This is a genomic window from Parafrankia sp. FMc2, assembly GCF_041008525.1.
GTDB lineage: Bacteria > Actinomycetota > Actinomycetes > Frankiales > Frankiaceae > Parafrankia.
The window spans coordinates 36,594-57,718 of record NZ_JBFLUG010000034.1 but is presented as its reverse complement, the minus strand read 5'-3'; the positions used below and the strand labels follow the sequence as shown (position 1 = coordinate 57,718).

Sequence of the window (21,125 nt, the reverse complement as noted above, 5' to 3'; positions counted from 1 at the left end):
GGCTTCGTGCGTATGTCCCAGGTCTGGCCAGGCAGCCCTTATCCCCTCGGCGCCACCTTTGACGGGTCGGGTACCAATTTCGCGATCTTCTCGGAGGTCGCCGAGCGCGTGGAACTCTGTCTGTTCGACCCCTCGGGAGCCGAGCGCAGGATCGAGATGCGCGAGCGCGACGCCTTCGTCTGGCATGCCTATCTACCCACCGTGCTGCCCGGACAGCGGTACGGCTACCGCGTCCACGGACCCCATGATCCCGCACAGGGGCACCGGTGCAACCCCAACAAGCTTCTTCTCGACCCGTACGCCAAGGCCGTCGACGGCGAGATCGACTGGGACCAGGCCGTCTTCGGCTACAACTTCGGCGACCCGGAGAGCGTGAACACCGCCGACTCCGCACCGCACATGATGAAGTCGGTGGTGATCAGCCCGTTCTTCGACTGGAACGGCGACCGCCCCCCGCGCCGCCCGTACAACGAGACGATCATCTACGAGGCGCACGTGCGGGGCCTGACCATGCGCCACGAGGGCCTGCCCGAGGAATACCGCGGCACCTACGCGGGCGTGGCGCACCCCATGATGATCGACCACTACCACCGCCTGGGCGTGACCGCGATCGAGCTGCTGCCGGTGCACCAGTTCGTCCACGACGAGCACCTGGTGAGCCGCAACCTGCGCAACTACTGGGGCTACAACTCCATCGCCTTCCTCGCCCCGCACAACGGCTACTCGTCCGCGGGCGGTGACGGGCGGCAGGTGCAGGAGTTCAAGGGCATGGTCCGCAACCTGCACGAGGCCGGCATCGAGGTGATCCTCGACGTGGTCTACAACCACACGGCCGAGGGCAACCACATGGGCCCGATGCTGTCCTTCCGGGGCATCGACAACGCCGCCTACTACCGGCTGGTCGACGACGACCCGCAGTACTACATGGACTACACGGGGACCGGGAACAGCATGCGGGTGCGGCACCCGCACGTCCTGCAGCTGATCATGGACTCGCTGCGCTACTGGGTCACCGAGATGCATGTGGACGGCTTCCGTTTCGACCTCGCCGCCACCCTGGCCCGCGAGTTCTACGACGTCGACCGGCTGTCGTCGTTCTTCGACCTGGTCCAGCAGGACCCGGTCGTCTCCCAGGTGAAGCTGATCGCCGAGCCGTGGGACCTCGGCGAGGGCGGCTACCAGGTGGGCAACTTCCCGCCGCTGTGGACGGAGTGGAACGGGCAGTACCGCGACACCGTCCGCGACTTCTGGCGCGGGCAGGACCACGGCATCGCCGAGTTCGCCTCCCGCCTGACCGGCTCCTCGGACCTGTACGAGAACGACGGGCGGCGGCCCTACGCGTCGATCAACTTCGTCACCGCCCACGACGGCTTCACCCTGCGTGACCTCGTCTCCTACAACGACAAGCACAACGAGGCGAACGGCGAGGAGAACCGGGACGGCTCGGACGACAACCGCTCCTGGAACTGCGGGGTGGAGGGTCCCAGCGACGACCCGGCGATCACCCGGCTGCGCAACGCCCAGGCCCGCAACCTGCTCGCCACCCTGCTGCTCTCGCAGGGCGTGCCCATGCTGGTGGCGGGCGACGAGATGGGCCGCACCCAGGGCGGCAACAACAACGCCTACTGCCAGGACAACCCGATCTCCTGGCTGGACTGGTCCGACGCCGAGCGCAACGCCGACCTGATCGAGTTCACCGCCCAGGTCGCCCACCTGCGCAGGGCACACCCGGTGTTCCGGCGGCGGCGGTTCTTCCAGGGCGAGTCGATCCGCGGCTCGGCCGGTGGAGAGGACAACTCAGGTGGGTCGCCCGACGGCGCGGAAGCCGTCGAGGTGGCCGCCAAGGACATAGTCTGGCTTCGTCCTGACGGTAACGAGATGTCCGACACCGACTGGGAGTCCGGCACGGCGCGCTCGCTCGGCTGCTATCTCAACGGGCACGGCATCCCGGACCCCAACGCGCTCGGCGAGGCGATCGTCGACGACTCCTTCCTGCTGTTCTTCAACGCCCACCACGAACCGATCCGGTTCCTGGCACCACCGGCCAACTTCGGCACCACCTGGGAGATCATCGTGGACACGCGCTCGTCCAGCGCCGAGATCGCGGCGATGCTCGGTGGCACCGATCTCGGCGCCATCGACATCGAGCGACTGATCAAGGCCGAGGACCCGCTCGAGGTCGATGCCCGCGCCACCCTCGTGCTGCGCCGTGTCAGCTGACCGGCCCGGCGGCCCCGACCGCCACCCGCCTGCCGACCGCCGCCGGGAGGGCGCCCCGGGCGCGGGCCGGGAGGAGCTGGGCGGCGGCGAGCTCCGGGTCGTCCCGAGCGGGACCTACCGGCTCCAGCTGCACCTGGAGTTCTCGTTCACCGACGCCGCCGTGATCATTCCATACCTGGCGGGGCTCGGGGTCTCCCACCTGTACCTGTCGCCCATCCTGGAGGCGGCGCCCGGGTCGACGCACGGCTACGACGTCGTCGACCACAGCCAGATCAGCCCGGAGCTCGGCGGCCTCGGCGGCCTGCGCCGGCTGGTGGCCGCGGCCCGGCGCGCCGGGCTCGGGATCGTCGCGGACGTCGTGCCCAACCACATGGCAGTGCTGGCCCCCGGCACGACGAACACCGCCTGGTGGTCCGTGCTGCGCGAGGGGCCGGACTCCCCCTACGCCTCCTGGTTCGACATCGACTGGGACTCCCCGGACAACCCGGGCCGGGTGCTGCTGCCGCTGCTCGGCCAGTCGCTCGCGGACAGCCTCGCCGCCGACGAGATCACCGTCGAGCAGGACGAGGACGGCGAGTGGGTGATCGTCTACTACGACCACGTGCTCCCGGTCGCCGCGGGCACCGCCGACCCGGCCGACGTCGCGGCCACCCTGGACGCGCAGTACTACCGGCTGTGCTGGTGGCGCGTCGGCGGGACGGAGCTCAACTACCGCCGTTTCTTCGACATCCCGTCGCTGGCCGGCCTGCGCCAGGAGGACCCGGACGTCTTCGCCGCCACCCACCGGCTGCTGATCGAGCAGGTCCGCTCCGGCAACCTGGAAGGGCTGCGCATCGACCACCCGGACGGCCTGGCCGACCCGGAAGAGTACCTGCGCCAGCTCGCGGACGCCACCGGCGGCGTGTGGACGATCGTCGAGAAGATCATCGAACGCGAGGAGGCCCTGCCCGACAGCTGGGCCTGCGACGGCACCACCGGCTACGAGACGCTGAACCGGATCACCCGGCTCTTCCTCGACCCGGTGTCCGCCCGCCCGTTGGCCGCGCTCTACACCGAGGTCAGCGGGCGCTCGCCTGACTTCGCGCCGGTCGCCCGAGCGGCGAAGATGGACGTCCTCACCACCGTCCTGCGGCCCGAGGTCGACCGCCTGACCGGGCTGGCGCTGGCCGAGGCGCGGCGCGACCGGGCCGACCTCACCCGGGCCGGCCTGCGCGAGGCGCTGCGCGAGGTGCTCGCCGCCTTCGAGGTGTACCGCGCCTACATCCGGCCGGACGGCACACCCAGCCTGGAGGCCCGCGGCCACGTCGTCCGCGCGTGCGAGCAGGCCCGGCTGGCGCTGCCGGGCCGGGCCAGCGAGATCGACCTGATCGAGGACCTCGCGCTCGCCGGTCCGTCCGAGTTCGTGGTGCGCTTCCAGCAGACCTGCGGGCCGGTGATGGCCAAGGGCATCGAGGACACCGCCTTCTACCGGTACGTCCCGATGGTCGCGCTCAACGAGGTCGGCGGTGCCCCGGGTGACTACCCGGCCTACCCGACGGGCCACCCCCGCAGCGCCGTCAACGAGTTCCACGAAGCCAACATCACCACCCAGCGGGCGTGGCCGCTGACCATGACCACGCTGTCCACGCACGACACCAAGCGCTCCGAGGACGTCCGCGCCCGGCTCGCCGTGCTGTCGGAGGACCCGCGTGGCTGGGCCGACATCCTGCGCCGGCTGACCCGGTTCGGTGAGCGGCACGCCGACCCGGAGGCGGGCTGGCCCGACCCGGTCACGATGTACCTGCTGGCGCAGACCCTGGTGGGCGCCTGGCCGATCTCGGCCGAGCGGGTCAGTCAGTACATGGTCAAGGCCGTGCGGGAGGCGAAGCTCTTCACGACCTGGGCGGACACCGATCCCGCCTACGAGGCGGCGCTGACCAACTACATCGAGAGCGCGCTGGAGGACGAGGAGTTCGTCGGCGCGCTGGACACCTACGTGGCCACCCTGGTCGAGCTCGGCCGGCAGAACAGCCTGGCGCAGAAGCTGCTGCAGCTCACGATGCCCGGCGTCCCCGACGTCTACCAGGGGCAGGAGCTGTGGGATCACTCCCTGGTGGACCCGGACAACCGCCGGCCGGTCAACTTCGGCGAGCGGGCGAAGATGCTCACCGAGCTCGGGGTGGAACCCGGCTCGGAGCTGGCGGCGCCGCGGCGCCCGCCGGTGCTCGACGACTCCGGCGCGGCGAAGCTGCTCGTGGTGGCGCGGTCGCTGCGGGTGCGGCGGGATCACCCGGAGTGGTTCGGGGAGCAGGGCACCTACCGGCCGCTGTGGGCTTCCGGTTCGGCCGCCGAGCACGTCGTCGCCTTCTGCCGCACCGAGTCGGTGGTGACGGTGGTGCCGCGGCTCGTTCTGGGCCTGCGGCGGGGCGGCGGCTGGCGCGACACGACCGTGACCCTTCCCGAAGGCCGCTGGGCGGACGTCCTGACCGGCCGACGGCACGACGGGGGGACGGCCTACGTCCTGCGGCTGCTGCGCGACTTCCCTGTCAGCCTGCTGATCCGCACCCCCTGAGAGTGCCGCCGTGTCGTCGGCGGCCCCGCGCGGGTACCCGCCGTGTGCAGGCCGGCGGGTACTCCGAAACCAGACCCGGGCCGAAGAACGTTCCGGGACGAGCTGCTACCGGTAGACAGGACACATGACTTCCTTCCGGGTGTGGGCACCCGCCGCGAAGACAGTCAGCCTGGTCATCGCGGACGGCGCGACCAGCGCCGGCTCCGGGCAGGACACCGTGCACGAGATGACCGGCACCGCCGGCGGCTGGTGGTCCGTCGAGGTGCCGGCGGCCCGGCACGGAGCCGACTACGCCTACCTCCTCGACGGCGGCGAGGAGCTGCCCGACCCACGCTCCGCCCGGCAGCCGCACGGGGTGCACGGCCGCTCCCGGTTCGTCGACCATGCCCGCTTCCCGTGGACGGATGTTCACTGGCACGGCGTTCCGCTGTCCGGCAGCGTGCTCTACGAGCTGCACGTCGGTACCTTCACGCCGCAGGGAACCTTCGACGCGGCCATCGAGCGCCTCGACCACCTGGTGGACCTGGGGGTCGACCTGGTCGAGCTGCTGCCCGTGAACGCCTTCCCGGGACGGCACGGCTGGGGTTACGACGGGGTCGGCCTGTTCGCCGTGCACGAGCCGTACGGGGGGCCGGACGGGCTGAAGCGTTTCGTGGACGCCGCCCATCACCGCGGCCTCGGTGTGATCATGGACGTGGTCTACAACCACCTCGGCCCGGACGGGAACTACCTCGGCCGCTTCGGGCCCTACTTCACCGACCGGTACAGCACCCCGTGGGGCCCGGCGGTGAACCTGGACACCCCCGGCTCGGACGAGGTCCGCGCGTTCGTCATCGACAGCGCCCTCGCCTGGCTGCGGGACTACCACTGCGACGGCCTGAGGCTCGACGCCGTGCACGCCTTCGTCGACAACCGGGCCCGGCACCTGCTGGAGGAGATCTCCGACGCGGTGCACCGGCTGGGCACCCAACAGCGCCGCCCGCTGTTCGCGGTGGCCGAGTCCGACATGAACGACCCACGGATGATCACTGCCCCGGAAGCCGGCGGGCACGGGCTGGACGGCCAGTGGGCCGACGACATCCACCACGCGCTGTGGGCCGCGCTGTCCGGGGAACGGCAGGGCTACTACGGCGATTTCGGCTCGTTCGAAACCCTCAGCAAGGCCCTGACGTCGGCGTTCGTGCACGACGGTGGCTACTCGACGTTCCGCGGCCGCTCCCACGGGCGTCCCGTGCCGCCCCGGACACCCGCCTACCGGTTCGTCACGTTCCTGCAGAACCACGACCAGGTCGGCAACCGGGCGACCGGAGACCGGGCCCAGGCGACGCTGAGCGCCGGCCAGCTGCGGATCGGTGCCGCGCTGCTGCTGACGGCGCCGTTCACGCCGATGCTGTTCATGGGCGAGGAGTGGGGCGCGACCACGCCCTGGCAGTACTTCACCGACCACACCGACCCCGGCCTCGCCGAGGCCGTGCGCAACGGGCGGCGCGGGGAGTTCGCCGCGCACGGCTGGGGACCCGACGACGTCCCCGACCCACAGGACCCGGCGACGTTCGAGCGCTCCCGGCTGGACTGGAGCGAGCGGGACCTGCCCGACCACGCCTCCCTGTTCGACTGGCACCGCCGTCTGATCAGCCTGCGCCGCCGGCTGCCCCAGCTCAGTGACCCGACGCTGGCCTCGGTCAGCTGCTCGTTCGACGAGCAGGCACGGTGGTTCGTGCTGCGCCGGCTCTCCGGTGCCGGTGACGTCGCCGTGGTGTGCAATCTCGCCGCCGACCGGCAGTCGGTTCCGGTGGAGGGGGTGCCGTTCGACGCCCCGGCAGCCTCCAGCCCCGGGTTCACGTACATGCCGGGCCGGGTCGAGCTGGAGGGCGAGTCCGTCGTCGTGGTCCGGCTGCTGCCAGCACGCTGACCGTGCCCGCGGTCCGGCCAGCCCGCGCTGGTCCGGTCAGCGGCCGGACCGGCGGCGGTCCGCCGCCCGGGTCAGGCCGCGGTAGAGCAGGCCGAGCCCGGCGAGGCTGACGAGCAGAACACCGATCAGAAGCACCACGTACGTGTTCACGGTCCCATCCTGGCAGGCGCGCGGACGACCGCGGCGGTTGCCGTCCGCGGCAGATGCGCGGCGCGGCCAGCCGGTCGATCGCCGTCGCGGGCCGGCCGCGCCGGCGCGACGGCCGACGGCCGGGGGCCGGCGGCCGATAGAGTCGTGGAGATGCGCGTTCTTCTGTCCACGGACGTTTCTGTTCCCTCTGACTCGTCCAGGAACGCGCACGTGGATCCCGCCGGTGCGGCCGGCTACACCGAGGTCGATCTTGATATCGCCTACGGCCTGCCCGAGCTGACGGCAGGGATACCGCACATCAGGTCCAACTTCGTGGCCTCCGTCGACGGGGCCATCGAGATCGACGGCCGGTCGGGCGGCCTGGGTGGCCCGGCAGATCTCCGTGTGTTCCGCGCCCTGCGCTGGCTGGCCGATGTGGTGCTCGTCGGTGCCGGCACGGTCCGGACCGAGGACTACGGCCCGGTGCCCGTCCCGGCAGCTCGCCAGGAGATCCGCGTCGCGGCCGGGCTCGCACCGATCCCGCCGGTCGCGGTCGTCAGCGGCCGGCTCGACCTCGACCCGGACGCTCGTCTGTTCGGCGGTGCGGTCCGCCCGCTGCTGCTGACCTGCGAGGCAGCGCCGATCGAACTGCGCCGCACGCTGGAGCCCGTCGCGGACGTCGTGTCCTGCGGCGAGCGGACCGTCGAGCCGGCTGCCGTGCTCGCCGCGCTCGCCGAGCGCGGGCTGCTGCGCGTCCTGACCGAGGGCGGTCCGACTCTGCACTCCCAGCTTGCCCGGGCCGGGCTCCTCGACGAGGTGTGCGTGACGCTCGCGCCGGTCCTGGCCGGGCCGGCGCGCCTCGGGATGATGGCCGGAGCGTCCTGGACGGCGCCGCAGCACCTGCGGCTCCTGCACGTTCTCGAGGAGGACGGCTCCCTGTTCCTCCGGTTCGGCCGCTGATCCGGCTCTCGGCCCTGGCCGCCGGTCCGCACGACATCGGGTTGTCCACAGGCCGGTGCGCGCGGGGCTGACCACAGGTAGCCGCGGCTAGCGTCGGTTCCGACCTCAGGGGCCGGACGTCAGCCCGCACCGGCGACGCCCGCCTCCGGACCTGACGGGACGGAACCGCCCATGCCGACACCTCGAACGTCACCGGCCCGAACCGCACTCCTGCGAACTCTCCCGTGACGCAGGTGACGCCGCTCCCCGGGTCCGCGCCGAACCGCTTCCGGCAGGCAGTCGAGGCCGCGCTGGCCGCGGTGGTGGCCGAACGCCACGAGCTGGCCGAGGCCTTCGGCGCGCTGTTCGCCGAAGCCGACGCGGGCGGCTGGGCGGGTCCCGCGGCGGACGACTGGTGGCGGGGGGCCGCCGGTCAGCGGGCAGCCGCCCTCGGCGCCCTTGACTCCTGGGCGGATGCCTGCCGGCACCTGCTCCTCAGCGAGCCCGTGCGGGTCGCCCACGATGATCCACGGGCCCGCCATCCCGGCCCGGCGCCCGCGCCGCGGGCCGGCCAGCGGTAGTCGACGCGAGGCGCACCGTGCCCGGGCCACCTGAACGTGTCGTCGTCGATCCGGCAACGCTGCAGAGAATGGTCACCGCGATGACGAAGCTCCACCAGAAGCTGCGTACGCAGGAACGCGCCCTTGCCGCCCACGCCCACGTCGACGCCGTGCCACTCGCCGCCGGCGCGCCGGCGCGGCTGCGCGCCACTGGCACCTGGGCCGAACGTGAGGTGGCAGCCCTTCACCGCCGCCTGGTTCTCGCGCAGGCGGCCGATCCCGAGGCGCCGGGCGCGACGGGCGCGACGGGCGCGACGGCGACGTCGGTCCGGTGGGCAACAGCCGGCGGGCACGAGGCCTCCGACCAGACCGCGGCCACAGCGACGGCCACGGCGACGGCGACGGCGACGGCCGCGGGGCGGGCGCTGGCCGAGCGGCTGGCCCGCCCCGGCCCCGATCACCGGGACCGCGACCGGCTCACCGACACGATCGCCGTCCTGGACCGCCGAGCCGACGATCCCGGCTTCGTCGCCGGCTTCTACGACCGTCTCGGGCCGACTGGTCTCGCCGTGCTGCTGCACCACCTGTTCGACCCGGCCGGCCCGGCGCGGGCCCGACCAGCACAGGCCGCGGAGGTCCTGGGGCGCGGCCTCGCCACCTACAGCCGGGTGCGTGTGCTGAGCGATGCGTGGCTGGGCAGGTTCAGCCGGCAGGGGCGAGCCGGCCAGGTCGAGACCTCGCTGCTCGGGCCCCTGCTCGGGCACGGGCAGTTCTCGCCGCAGCTGCTGGAGCGCCTCGGCGCTCTGATGTTCGGCACCGCACGCGGTCCGCTGCGCGACGTCGGTCTGCTCACCGGACCGCGCGGCGGCATGCGCTCAGGTCCCTGGTCCGCCCGCGCCGCCCACCGGGAGTACTCAGCCACGCTGCTCCGGGCGATCGCGGCGGAGCCGCGGCTCGCACCGTCCTTCGCGAGCCGGCACCTCCCTCACCTGCTGCACGCGTCCCGGCTGGTCACCGAGCTGCCCAAAGGACTGCGGCCACCTGGTGACTCCTGGTCCGAGGCGCTGGAACCCGCCCGCGCGGCGCTGGTCGCCGCGGCGGGTGGGGCGGCGGCACAGCGGGCGAGCCCGGCCGCGGCACGACAGTTCGTGGTGCGGCTCGTCGAGATGGGAGCCGCCGGCCCGCCCGGCAGGATCTCCCCGCATCTGCGGGCGGCCTACGGGCAGGTCCTGCACGTCTGGCGGGACGACCTCCACGCGGCGATCACCTCACCGCTGCCGCCCGACAGGTCACGGCCCGACGCCCCCGGCCTCGGCCTGGCGGCCGGCCAGTGGGCGGCGCTGCTGCGGGAGAGCCTGCGGGGCGGGGCCAGTGCTCCGCTGCTCGCCGCCGACGCGATCACCGCCGCCGCCCGCATCGAGGAGCAGGCCTGGCTGGGCACCGGTGGCTACAACCGGCCCGAGGCGGGGCACTACCCGGCGAGCCCGCGCACGCTCGCCTACCACCAGGCGAACGAGATCGTCGCCTTCTTCGGCACCGCGCTCATCGACGCCGCCGAGGCGGAGCTGCGGGACCACGCGGCAGCCCTCGAACAGCACCGGCGGCGCACCGCGGTCCTGCTCGACATCCTCGCCGAGACCGCCAAGTCGATCGACGTGACCAGCCTCGTGCGGACGCTGGTCAATCTCGGCACGGGGCTGACCGTCGAGATCGTCGAGGATCGCGTCCGCCGTGCCACGGCGACCCTGCCGACGGAACGATCCCGCGCCGTCCTCGCCGCCCTGCGGGTCGGCCTGCGCATCCTCCCGGGCTGGCAGGAGCAGTACCGGGCCTCGGTGACGCAGCTGTGGCGCCACCGGGGTAGCAGCCCGCTCCGCCCGGTCCGCGTCGACGCGGGCGGCGGCACCACCCGGGTGTACACCGGCGACCCCCGCGCCGACGGCTACGTCACCGGCCCGGCGGACGACTTCCTCGGCCCCGGGAACGAGCCGATCGCCGTCGAGGCCATGACGCCCCGACAGCGGTCGGCCTACGGAGCCTGGCTGGCGAGCCCCGCCATCGTGGCGAACAACGACCGGCTGCCGTCCGTGCTGGGCGCCCCGCCGGCGGACGTGGTGCCCAGCTGGGGGCCGGACTGGGCCCGCCCGCGGAGCCCCGGCGACCGGGGCCTCGAATGACCTGCCGCTGCGCCGGGTCAGCCCGGCCTGATGCCCAGTACCTCGGTGATGTCGAAGCTGACCGGCCGCTCGAGCTGCGCGTAGGTGCAGCTGAGCGGATCACGGTCCGGCCGGAACCGGACGAACTGCGTCGTGTGCCGGAACCTCGGGCCCTCCAGGTGGTCGTACCGCACCTCGACGACCCGTTCGGGCCGCAGCGGCACGAACGACAGGTCCCGGCCACGAGCCCATCGGCTCTCCCCCGCGTCCCAGGGAGTCCGGGTCGCCCGCGTGGCGTCCGGTACGGCGGCCGCTGCGCTGGCGGCCCCCGCCGCCGAACCGCCGTCCTGCGCACCCGGCCGGGCCCAGGGGTGCGAGGCGATCGGCGTGACGAGATCCGCGAGCTCCTGGACCAGCTCCCGGCGACGCGCCATCGGGAAGGCGGAGGTCACCCCGACGGACAGCAGGGCAGGCGCACCGGTCTCCGCCGGCTCGCCGTACAGCCCGAGCAGGAGCGACCCCACCGCGTCCGGGTCGTTCTTGTGCGGCCGGTAGCCGGCGATCACGCAGTCCGCGGTGCGCTCGTGCTTGATCTTCAACATCGTGCGCCGGTCCGGCTCGTAGTGCCCGTCGGGCGGCTTGGCGACGAGTCCGTCGAGCCCGGCGCCCTCGAAGCGGTGGAACCACTCCTCGGCCACAGCCGGGTCGCTGGTCGACGGAGTCAGACAGAGCCTGCTCGGGACGCGCCGAGGCGCCGCGGCCTCCGGGCTCTCGAGCTCCTCGCCGGCGGCTGCCGGCCCCTGCTCCGGCCCGGTCGGCTCTGCCGGGGGAAACGGATGCGACGGGCCGGTCTCACCGGCCAGCACCTCCTCCAGAGCCGCCCGCCGCCGCGCGAACGGCTCCTCGACGAGCGCCTCGTCGCCGAGGGCGAGCAGATCGAACGCCACGAAGGAGACCGGGGTCTCGCGGGCGAGCCGGTCGACCCTGCTGGCCGCGGGGTGCACCCGCTGGGCGAGCTCCTCGAAGTCGAGCCCGTCGGGGCCGACGACAACGATCTCGCCGTCCAGCACGCACCGCTGCGGCAGCCCGGCCAGCAGAACCGCGACCAGCTCCGGGAAGTACCGGGTCATCGGCCGGGTGTTGCGGGAGGTGATCTCCAGCTCCGGGCCGTCACGGAACACCAGAGCGCGGAACCCGTCCCACTTCGGTTCGTACAGCATGCCGGGCGGGATCCTGGCTGTGGCCCGGGCGAGCATCGGCTTCACCGGCGGCGACACGGGCAGGTCCATCGGCCGATACTCCCCCATCGGACCGGCATACCGCGAGCGTGTCAGCGTGCCTCGTGCCGAGCCGGAACCGGGCTGGTCACGGCACTGATGGGCTGCGTTGGTCCCGTCTAGGCCGGTGCGGCGCCGCCTGTTCCCGCCGGGCGGGCACGGGTGACCGCCAGCACCCGTTCCGTGTAGGCCGGATCGCACACGATCAGGTCGGGGAGGTACGGATCCGGCTGGTTGTAGCGCAGCGGCGATCCGTCGAGCCGGCTCGTGTACAGGCCGGCCGCCCGGGCGACGGCGACCGGAGCGGCCGAGTCCCACTCGTACTGGCCACCCTCGTGCAGGTAGATGTCGGCCTCGCCACGGATGACCGCCGCCACCTTCGCCCCGGCGGAACCCATCGGGACGATCGTCGCGGAAAGCGCCTCGGCGGCCTCGGTGACGATCCGCGGCGAGCGCGTCCGGCTCGCGACCAGGCGCGGCGCCGCGGTGTCCGCGCGGCGCTCCCGAGGGGGGTCCGCACTGGAGAGCGCCAGGTCCAGGGCGGGCAGCGCCACCACCCCGACCGTCAGCTCGCCGCGTTCCCACAGCGCCACGTGCACCGCCCAGTCGCTACGGCCCGGCTCGGAGAACTCCCGCGTGCCGTCAAGCGGGTCGACGATCCACACCCGGTCGGCACCGAGGCGCACCGGGTCGTCCGCCGCCTCCTCCGAGAGGACCACGTCGTCCGGCCGATGCCGGCCGAGGGCCCGGGCGAGCAGCTGGTGGGAGCGGGCGTCCCCGGTCTCGCGCAGGGTCGCCGTCTCGGCGAACCCCAGTTCGGCCCGGATGCGCAGCAGGAGCTTGCCCGCGTCCGTGGCCAGGCGGCGGGCCAGCGCGGCATCGCTGAGCTCGTCCGTGGCGATATCGACCGGAACCGTGGAGAACGCGGCCGGCCGGCGGATGTCGTCGGTGCTCATCGAGTGCGAGTCTTCCACCCGCTACCGTCGCGGGTGTGAGCGCCACCTCCGACAACGATGTCGGCACGTCCGTCCGGGATCCGCGCGATCTGCGTGGGTCGTCCGACCAGCGCCGCGGGCACACCGCGCAGTCGGAGGGGAACGGGCACCGGACCGGGCCACCCGACCGGCCGGACGCGGTCGTCGGGCCCGAGCGCGCCCAGGCGCTGCGGGCGGCGTCCGTCGGCTGGCCCTCGGTCACCCTCGACGCCCGGCAGCTCTCCGACCTCGAGCTGATGGTGCTCGGGGTCTTCGGTCCCGCGCCGAGCTACGCCGGGCAGGCGCCTGGCGGCGCCGACCAGATCCCGGCGCCCGAGAGCCCGCCGGTGCCGACGCTGACCGTCCCCGCCGCGGTGGCGGCCGATCTGACCGTCGGCTCCGACGTGGCGCTGCGTGACCGCGAAGGGGTGATGATCGCCGCTCTGCGGCTGCTCGCGCTGGAGCCGGCACCGCCCACGGTCCGCCTCGTCGGCACGGTGGAGGGGCTGGAGCTGCCCAGCCATCCGGACTACCCGGCGCTGCGCCGCACCCCGGCGCAGCTGCGCGCGGACTTCGCCGACCGCGGCTGGACGGCGTCCGGCACCGGCGCGCCGTGGGCGGTGTGGGCGGACGGGCTGCTGCACACCGCCGACGTCGGCCGTATCCGGGCCCTGACCCGCCGGGGGAAACACTGCGTGATCCTGGCGCCGGTCGGTGGCGCGGATCCGGCGGACGCCTCGCACCACCTGCGCATCCGCTGTCTGATCGCCGCGCTGAACGCGATCGACGCGGCCCCGCGCCCGGCCGAGGCCACGCTGGCCCACGAGCCGTTCGCCTCCGAGGCGGTTTCGAAGAGCGATGCCCGGGGCCGGCCGGGGGCCGCCCAGCACAGCCGGCACACCGGCCCGGAGGCGACGGGGACCGCCGGCGACGGGCAGGCCCGGGGGCCGGGTCACGGCCCCGGCGAGGGCCCCGGTGGTCACCACAGCATGCTGGTGCTGGTGCCGGTCGTCCCGGCCGGCCAGCTCGCCGCCCCGCGGGAACCGGCGATGAGCGCCACCTCCCCGGGCGGCCTCACCGACGAGCCTGACGCCGGCGCGCCCGCCCTCGACGCGATGGCCGAGCTCACCGCACTGCGGGCCCACCTGGCCGAGGTCTACGGCTGTGCCGGCAGCCTGACCGGACCCGCCATCGGCGCTCCGGACGCGGGGGAGCTGGCCGCCCTGCTGGACGCCGGCGCCCCGCTGCCGGCGGAGCTGACGCCGCCGGGGGTGGCCACCGAGCTGGCGCGGGCGCTGCCCCCGCGCTCCCGCCGCGGGCTGACGATCCTGTTCACCGGCCTCTCCGGCTCGGGGAAGTCGACGCTTGCCGGGCTGCTGGTCTGTCGCCTGCTCGAGCGGGGCCGGCGGGTCACCCTGCTGGACGGCGATGTCGTCCGGACGCATCTGTCGCAGGGATTGGGCTTCTCCCGCTCCGACCGGGAGACGAACGTGCGGCGCATCGGGTTCGTCGCCGCCGAGGTCGCCGGGGCCGGCGGGACGGCGGTCTGCGCGCCGATCGCGCCCTACGCCGACGTCCGAGCGCAGGTCCGTGCGATGACGACCGCCCGGAGGGCGGGCTTCGTGCTGGTGCACGTGGCCACCCCGTTGGAGGTGTGCGAGGCACGGGACCGCAAGGGCCTGTACGCGAAGGCCCGGGCGGGGGTGATCCCCGCCTTCACCGGAGTCTCCGACCCCTACGAGGAGCCGGCCGACGCCGATGTCGTCGTGAACACCGCCGGCCTGCCCGCCTCCGCCGGCGTGGACCAGGTACTCGAGTACCTGGTCCACGCCGGCTGGGTCGAGGCGGAGCCTCACTAGGCGATCAGCGCCGGGGCCGCCTCCACCAGCAGGCGGCTCCCGCGCTGTGGGGAACCTCTAGTAGGCGCCTTCGCGCCGGAGCACGGCGAACAGGGTGCGCCAGAGGATGACGAAGTCCATCGCCAACGACCAGTTCTCGACGTACCGCAGGTCGAGCCGGACGGACTCGTCCCACTCCAGGTCGCTGCGGCCGCTGATCTGCCACAGCCCGGTGAGCCCCGGCTTGACCATCAGCCGGCGGTACACGTCGTCCTCGTACTTGGCCACCTCGGAGGGCAGCGGCGGCCGCGGCCCGACCAGGGACATGCTCCCGTTGACCACGTTGAACAACTGGGGCAGCTCGTCGAGCGACCACTTGCGCAGGAACTTGCCGACCTTGGTGATCCGCGGGTCGTCCCGCATCTTGAACAGCAGGCCCTCGGCACGCTCGTTCCGCGACTCCAGCTCCGCCTTGCGGGCCTCGGCATCGACGTACATCGACCGGAACTTGTACATCCGGAACTCGCTGCCACCGCGACCGACCCGCGTCTGCTTGAAGATCGCCGGGCCGCGGCTGGTGAGCCGCACCGCCAGGCCCAGGCCGATCAGCAGCGGCGAGAACAGGAGGATCGCGACACCGGCGACGACCCGGTCGAAGGCCATCTTCATCAGCCGCCGCGACCCTCTGAGCTCGGGTTCCTCGATGTGCAGCAGCGGCAGGCCGGCTACCGGGCGGATCGAGATGCGCGGGCCGGTGACGTCCGTCAGCGCCGAGCTGACCAGGACGTCCACGTCGCTGCCTTCGAGGGCCCACAGGACCCGGCGCAACGTCTCTCCGTCCATCTGCGGGCCGATGGCGACCGTTGTCGCATGGGTGGCCTGGATGGCTGTGTGCAGGTTCTCGGAAGTGCCGACGATGGGCACGCCGAGCAGGTCGAACCCGCTGCGCTCGGGCCGGTCGTGACTGTGCCGGCCGGGCAGCCGGTCCAGGCAGACACCGACCACCGACCAGCCGGAGGTCGGGTCACGCTGGGCGAGCCGCACCAGGGTGGCCGCGGACTCCCCGGCGCCCACCACGAGCACCCGGTGCAGACACCGGCCCTGCCGGCGCATCCGGTGCAGGATGCCGCGGCCGGCGGACCGGCCGGCCACCGACAGCAGGGTGGCCACGGGGAACGCGATGAGCACGTAGCTTCGTGCGATCTCGGCCTTGGTCGCGTACGAGGCGACCGCCACCAGCGCGGTGAGCCGGGCGGCGGAGTTCACGACCCGGCGGAACTCCTCGGAACCGCCGCCGAGGAACCTGGTCTCGTAGGCGCGGTTGAGCGACATCGCGAGGACCCAGGCCAGCGGCAGCAGGACCGTCATGATGATGTACGGCGTCGACGAGACCGGCTTGGTGTCGAAGTCGACGACGTCACCGAAGCGCACGAAGTAGGCGAGGCCGACGGAGAGGACGCAGGCGAGCGCGTCGAAGAGCACCAGTAGCCGGACGTAGCGCCGCTCCCAGCCGACCTGGGCGCGGTAGTCACGCGGGTCCTGGGATGTCTGGGCGTGAAGGAAGGAGTACTGGTTCGGGTCGACAGGCCGGCCGGGCCAGCCGGCCGCGGGCTGCGGCGGCACGCCGTTCCAGCCCGGCCCGACCCGCGGGGTGGGCGGAGCAGGCGGGCCCGGCCAGCCGTGCTGGGCCGGCGGCGGACCCGGATGCACCACATCCTCAGGTTCGAAGAAGCCGCGGGCCTGGGGAACGACGCCCGTCCCGCCGGCGGGCCAGGGGCTGCCGCTGGGCCGCGGCCCGTCCGGCGGCCGCGAACCACCCCCAAATGATCTTGTACCCCCGGACACCGTATCCGTCACAACAGGACCCCCCCTGGCCTTCGGCATGTCAGTTCTGGTCGACGGAACGGGCACGCGGCGACCACCCCCCGGAGGCCCCCCCGCAGGGCCTTCCCCCGCCGGACCAATTGTCGATCAGGACAAGCCTGCCGGTGTAGCGGTTCACCCAGACACGCGCGGACCTGTAGTCGGTACGCGCGACTCAGGGCCCCGCACTCCACGGCGCCTGTCGTGCGCGCACTCCCCCGTCGCCTGCTCCCCCGCCGTCTGTCCCCTCGCGGCATACCGAACTCCGATCTCCGGCGATCGTCCGACCCGGGCAGCCGCACCGGCCATGGCACGGGTTCCCGCGCGGTGTGGGCTACCGACGCGAACCAGGCACCGAGACCGGCTGGACCAACCCTGGCCCGCCTCGGCCCCGACATGCGACGCTCGTTGGTCAGGCGGCAACGTTACCGGCACCCGCGCCAGACCGGACCATCGCCCCGCCCGGCACCGAAGCCTTCTTCCCGACAACAGGCCACCGGAACCCAACCACGATCACGGTCACCGTCAGTGACACACGACGACGTACACGCCAGTAACCCTCCGCAAGAAAAACGGTCGATCATCCCTGATCGACCGTTTTGTGGCTACCGTTGGTTTCATTCGTTGACGCTAAGCGGACAGAGCCAAGCCGCGATGCTACTGTCAGTCATGGCCGGTCCGGGAGTGCCCGGCCGCCGACCACCGGCTCCCGCCGTGGCCTGACGGGCCCTCGGTGCCGGTGGTTCCTGCCCGCCCGGGTCGGCTTCGGCCACCTGGCTGTGGGGGCAGCAACGGGGCGGTCGGCGCCTGCCGGACGGGTGGGGGCGCCCAGGCAGGTGCCGACCTCTCCTCGTGTTCCAGGCCTTTGCTAGGGCAATGCCGCCACGACGTCCGCGAGTGGCTTGCGGGCGCCACTGTAGAAGGGGGTCTCCAGCCTGGTGTGGCGCCGCGTCGCGCTGGCCCGTAGGTGGCGGATGCAGTCGACGATCCGGTGCAGCTCGTCGGCCTCGAAGGCGAGCAGCCACTCGTAGTCACCCAGACCGAAGGCCGCGACGGTGTTCGCGCGCACATCCTCGTACTCGCGACCCATGATGCCGTGCTCGGCGAGCAGGCCGCGGCGCTCGTAGTCGGGCAGCAGGTACCACTCGAGCGACCGGTTGAACGGGTAGACGCAGATGTAGTCCCGCGGGTCCTCACGGCGGACGTAGGCCGGGATGTGGTTCCGGTTGAACTCGGCCGGGCGGTGCAGGCCCACGGCCGACCACACCGGCTCCAGGTGCCGGCCCAGTGCGGTCTGCCGGAAGCGCTGGTAGGTCTCCTGCAGCAGATCCGGGCTCGGAGAGGTCCACCAGACCATCACATCGGCATCGGCCCGGTACCCGGAGATCTCGTAGATCCCGCGTGTGTAGACATCCTTGGCCAGCGCGCCGTCGAGGAGCGCGGCCACCTCCGTGACGATCTCGGCGCGGTCCGCCGGTAGTGGGCGCCGGGCCGCGAAGACCGACCAGCCGGTGTAGAGCAGCTCGTCGTTGAGTTCCCGGGCCGATCTCCCCGCGTCGGGGCCGGCCTCGGCGGCGGCAGCGGCCTGCGGCCGGACCGGGCCGGAGTCGTGCGAATGGGCACCCCGGGCGCCAGGGCCGGGGTGCGGCGCACCCGCGGTGGGCGCGGACGCCGAGGGGGTGCCGCCGTGCTGGACGTCGTCGCCTGTTGACATGCCTCCATTGTCCACCCCGCGCGCCCGGTCCCGCGGCCTCAGGCGCCGGCAGACTCCGACTCGGCCGCCTGCGCGCCGCCGGCACGCAGCGCGCGCAGCACCTCGGCCGCAGCCGCCTCGCCGGACCGGATGCATGCCGGGATCCCCACGCCGTCATAGCCCGCGCCGGCGAGCGCCAGCCCCGCCGGCAACGCCCGGCGCACGGCCGCCACCCGCCCCAGATGGCCTGGCAGGTACTGCGGGAGGGCGCCGCCCCAGCGACTGACCCGGGCGCCGACCGGCCGGGCGATGATCCCTGTGACCTGCGCAACCTCTGCGGCCACCACACCGATGAGCTCGGTGTCACCGCGCCGCAGGTCGCTTTCCGCCCCGGCCCGCCCGACGCTGGCCCGGATCACTGTGAGATCACTGCCGGCGGCCACATGCGGCCATTTCGCCGACAGGTAGGTCACGGCCTTGATCGAAAGCCCGGCCCGGGGCGGCACGAGAAGACCACTGCCCGGCGGCAGCGTCACCCCCCGGTAGAGCAGGGTCACCAGGCCCACCGATGCGTACGGCACCCCCGCCAGCGGGGCGGCCGCGTGCGGCGCGAGCGGGGTGAGCAGGTCGCGGGCCGCACCCGCGGGCACCGCGACGATCACCGCATCGGCGGCGAACGGCAGCGGCGTCTCCCCACCGCCCACCGGGTCGCAGCGCACTTCCCAGCCGTCTGACGTCCGCCGCAGCTCGCGAGCCATCAGCCCGGTCAGCACCCGCGCGCCGCTGGACTGCGCCACCTGCTCGGCGAACGAGCCGAGCCCACCGCGCAGCGCGGCGAACACCGGTGTGTGGGCGGTCGCCGGCCCCGTCCTCGCCCGGACCCGGTGAGCGCCCAGCAACAGCGACCGGTCCTCCGTCGCGATCGGGGTGAGCTGGGGGACGGTCGCCTGCAGCGACAGCGCGTCAGCCCGGCCGGCGTAGACACCCCCGAGCAGCGGGTCGACCAGCCGCTCGACGATCTCCCGCCCGACCCGCGCGCCCACGTAGCCGCCGACAGTCGGGTCGTCCGGCAGGGTCGTCCGCGGCAGCACCACGTCGGCCGCGGCACGCAGCAGCCCCAGCGGCGAGAGGACCCGCGACCGCACCAGGCCGAGGACATCCGTCGGCACGCCCAGCATGGTGTTCGGCGGGATCGGCCGCCGCCGCCCGCCGACCCACAAGGAGGCGGCGGTCGTCGTCGGGTGCACGATCGCGTGCCCCAGCCCGACCTGGCGCGCCAACCGGAGCGCCTCCGGTACCCGGACCAGGAAGGACTCCGCGCCCTCCTCCACGGCCAGGCCCTCGATCGGGGTCGTCCGCAGCTTGCCCCCGACCCGGTCGCCCGCCTCGATCACGGTGACCTCGGCGCTGCCCGCCAGCGCGTTCGCGGCGGCAAGCCCCGCGATTCCCCCGCCAATGATCACGACCCGCACGTGTCTCCCAGCCCCTCTTCACGCCGTCCCCGGTATGGCGGTGCCGACCCGGTGCCCGCGGGCGCGGCGGCGCCGACCTCGCGCTGACGGGCCCGCCGGATACCGCGGCCGGCGTCCAGTCTCGCCCCCGGATGCGGGCTGGCGGCACGGCAGGTCCCGTCAGTGCACGCACCGTCGGAGCGGGACCGTCCGCTCACCGGGCGCACCCGCCCGGTACCTGGGCCACCCGCCCCGGCCGCGTCACCCCCGCGACAGGTGGGTGATCCCCCGGACGGGCCACTCACACCAGCCCGGACGGACCCGCGGACCGGCGACACCGACCTGCGGACCGGGCCGACGGGCTCGGCGCCCGGCCCCGCCGAGGCCGTGGGCGCTCCGACCCGCGGGCACGCCGGACTGTGCCGCGCCGACCTGTGCCGCTCAGAACTCGTGGACGAGATCCACGATGTGCGCGAGCACGCCCGGGTCGCTCTCCGGGAGCACCCCGTGCCCGAAGTTGAAGATGTGGCCGGGCGCGGCCGCGCCACGGCGGCAGACGTCACGCACCTTCTCCGCCAGCACGTCGGCCGGGGCGAAGACCGTGGCCGGGTCGAGGTTTCCCTGCACGGCGCGGTCCCCGCCGACGCGGAGAGCGGCCTCGTCCAGCGGGACCCGCCAGTCGACCCCGACGACATCCGCACCGGCGGCGCCCATCGCGCCGAGCAGCTGGCCGGTGTTCACCCCGAAGTGGATCCGCGGGACGCCGTCGTCGGCGAACGCGGCCAGGACCCGGGCGCTGTGCGGGGCCACGTAGCGCAGGTAGTCCTCCTCGTTGAGGGCGCCCGCCCACGAGTCGAACAGCTGGACTGCGTCGGCGCCGGCGTCGACCTGGACCCGCAGGAAGCCCGTGGTGATCTCCGCCAGCCGGCCGAGCAGGTCATGCCACAGCTCCGGGTCCGAGTACATCAGGGCCTTGGTGCGGGTGTGACTGCGGCTGGGTCCCCCCTCGATCAGATAGCTCGCCAGGGTGAACGGGGCTCCGGCGAAGCCGATCAGCGGAGTCTCGCCGAGCTCACGGATCAGCATCCCGACGGCGGTGCTGACGTACTGCACGTCGTCGGGCTGGAGCGGGCGCAGGACGTCGAGGTCGGCACGGGCCCGGATCGGGTGGGCCACCACGGGCCCGACCCCGGCGACGATGTCGACGTCCACCCCGACCGCGGCGAGCGGCAGCACGATGTCGGAGAAGAAGATGGCCGCGTCGGGCCGGAACCGGCGGACCGGCTGCAGGGTGATCTCCGTGACCATCTCGGCGTTCCGGCAGGAGTCGAGCATGGCGGTGGTGGCGCGCAGCGCGCGGTACTCGGGAAGCACCCGGCCGGCCTGCCGCATGAACCAGACAGGTACGCGCTCCGGGCGGTCCCCGGCCGCGGCGCGCAGAAAAGGCGAGGTCGCGGTGAGGCCTCGGCGTCGGGGCGAGAGCCCGGAACGAGGCGGCGCGACAGCGGTGGTTCCGAGGGACATGGCCCGATCGTTGCACGCCGGGCGAACAGATGCCGGGT

At 73.4% G+C, this 21,125-nt stretch carries 13 protein-coding genes; 7 read left to right on the top strand and 6 right to left on the bottom strand.

All coding sequences use genetic code 11. From position 1 onward, the window contains the following. The first annotated feature begins 12 nt into the window (after positions 1-12). The 6 genes from glgX (at position 13) to AB1460_RS14450 (ending at position 10,488) form a co-directional block, all read left to right on the top strand. On the top strand, positions 13-2,220 hold the full coding sequence (gene glgX / locus AB1460_RS14475) for a glycogen debranching protein GlgX (RefSeq protein ID WP_368961758.1): 2,208 nt from the start codon (positions 13-15) through the stop codon (positions 2,218-2,220). After that, the gene (gene treY / locus AB1460_RS14470) at positions 2,183-4,771 is read left to right on the top strand and encodes a malto-oligosyltrehalose synthase (protein WP_368961738.1); all 2,589 of its coding nucleotides are present in this window, start codon (positions 2,183-2,185) and stop codon (positions 4,769-4,771) included. Before glgX ends, treY begins: the two co-directional genes overlap by 38 nt. Positions 4,772-4,895: 124 nt before the next feature. Further along, complete coding sequence (treZ, locus tag AB1460_RS14465) at positions 4,896-6,683, top strand: malto-oligosyltrehalose trehalohydrolase (protein WP_368961736.1); 1,788 nt, start codon at positions 4,896-4,898, stop codon at positions 6,681-6,683. Positions 6,684-6,983: 300 nt separating this feature from the next. Next, positions 6,984-7,772, top strand: a complete 789-nt coding sequence (locus AB1460_RS14460) for a pyrimidine reductase family protein (RefSeq protein ID WP_368961735.1) — start codon at positions 6,984-6,986, stop codon at positions 7,770-7,772. Positions 7,773-7,996: 224 nt separating this feature from the next. After that, entirely contained in the window at positions 7,997-8,332 is a 336-nt protein-coding gene (locus AB1460_RS14455; RefSeq protein WP_368961733.1) for a hypothetical protein, read from the top strand. An 80-nt stretch (positions 8,333-8,412) separates the two neighbouring features. Continuing rightward, positions 8,413-10,488, top strand: a complete 2,076-nt coding sequence (locus AB1460_RS14450) for a hypothetical protein (RefSeq protein WP_368961732.1) — start codon at positions 8,413-8,415, stop codon at positions 10,486-10,488. Between the two features lie 17 nt (positions 10,489-10,505). Here AB1460_RS14450 and AB1460_RS14445 read toward each other — a convergent pair whose 3' ends face one another. Together AB1460_RS14445 and AB1460_RS14440 are read right to left on the bottom strand one after the other, a co-directional pair. Beyond that, a complete protein-coding gene (locus AB1460_RS14445) occupies positions 10,506-11,756 on the bottom strand; it encodes an ATP-dependent DNA ligase (RefSeq protein ID WP_368961731.1) in 1,251 nt (416 codons plus the stop codon). Positions 11,757-11,863: 107 nt separating this feature from the next. Further along, positions 11,864-12,700 (bottom strand): 3'(2'),5'-bisphosphate nucleotidase CysQ, encoded by an 837-nt coding sequence (locus AB1460_RS14440; RefSeq protein WP_368961730.1) that lies wholly within the window; start codon positions 12,698-12,700, stop codon positions 11,864-11,866. A gap of 35 nt (positions 12,701-12,735) precedes the next feature. On the opposite strand from AB1460_RS14440, the gene cysC reads away from it, so the two are divergent. After that, on the top strand, positions 12,736-14,577 hold the full coding sequence (gene cysC, locus AB1460_RS14435) for an adenylyl-sulfate kinase (protein WP_368961729.1): 1,842 nt from the start codon (positions 12,736-12,738) through the stop codon (positions 14,575-14,577). 57 nt (positions 14,578-14,634) lie between these two features. Here cysC and AB1460_RS14430 read toward each other — a convergent pair whose 3' ends face one another. From AB1460_RS14430 to hemE, 4 genes are all read right to left on the bottom strand, one after another. Further along, a complete protein-coding gene (locus tag AB1460_RS14430) occupies positions 14,635-16,269 on the bottom strand; it encodes a sugar transferase (RefSeq protein ID WP_368961757.1) in 1,635 nt (544 codons plus the stop codon). A gap of 1,018 nt (positions 16,270-17,287) precedes the next feature. Then, the gene (hemQ, locus tag AB1460_RS14425; protein WP_368961728.1) at positions 17,288-18,133 is read right to left on the bottom strand and encodes a hydrogen peroxide-dependent heme synthase; all 846 of its coding nucleotides are present in this window, start codon (positions 18,131-18,133) and stop codon (positions 17,288-17,290) included. A 38-nt stretch (positions 18,134-18,171) separates the two neighbouring features. Then, positions 18,172-19,584: a protoporphyrinogen oxidase gene (gene hemG, locus AB1460_RS14420; RefSeq protein ID WP_368961726.1), complete on the bottom strand. Its 1,413-nt coding sequence runs from the start codon at positions 19,582-19,584 to the stop codon at positions 18,172-18,174. Between the two features lie 420 nt (positions 19,585-20,004). Further along, a complete protein-coding gene (hemE, locus tag AB1460_RS14415; protein ID WP_071082827.1) occupies positions 20,005-21,087 on the bottom strand; it encodes a uroporphyrinogen decarboxylase in 1,083 nt (360 codons plus the stop codon). Positions 21,088-21,125: the final 38 nt, after the last annotated feature.